Origin of the sequence: Shewanella sp. 10N.286.52.E4 (assembly GCF_041468785.1) — a bacterium.
Classification (GTDB): domain Bacteria; phylum Pseudomonadota; class Gammaproteobacteria; order Enterobacterales; family Shewanellaceae; genus Shewanella; species Shewanella electrodiphila.
Genome location: NZ_JBFRJJ010000107.1, coordinates 1 through 233 on the forward strand (window position 1 = coordinate 1; position 233 = coordinate 233).

Consider the following 233-nt stretch of genomic DNA (forward strand, 5'->3'; position numbering starts at 1 on the left):
GGGATTTCATAATGTTTTAATTCTTTACGAAAAGAATGGTGGTCGATACTGGGCTCGAACCAGTGACCCCCTCCTTGTAAGGGAGGTGCTCTCCCAGCTGAGCTAATCGACCTGGGATTTCATAATGTTTTAATTCTTTATGAAAAGAATGGTGGTCGATACTGGGCTCGAACCAGTGACCCCCTCCTTGTAAGGGAGGTGCTCTCCCAGCTGAGCTAATCGACCTGGGATTT

General features: G+C 47.2%; 2 tRNA genes. Both read right to left on the reverse strand.

The features are described from left to right. Positions 1-36 precede the first annotated feature (36 nt). Positions 37-112, reverse strand: a tRNA-Val gene (locus AB4153_RS21620). 37 nt (positions 113-149) lie between these two features. Continuing rightward, a tRNA-Val gene (locus AB4153_RS21625) sits at positions 150-225 on the reverse strand. Positions 226-233 lie beyond the last annotated feature (8 nt).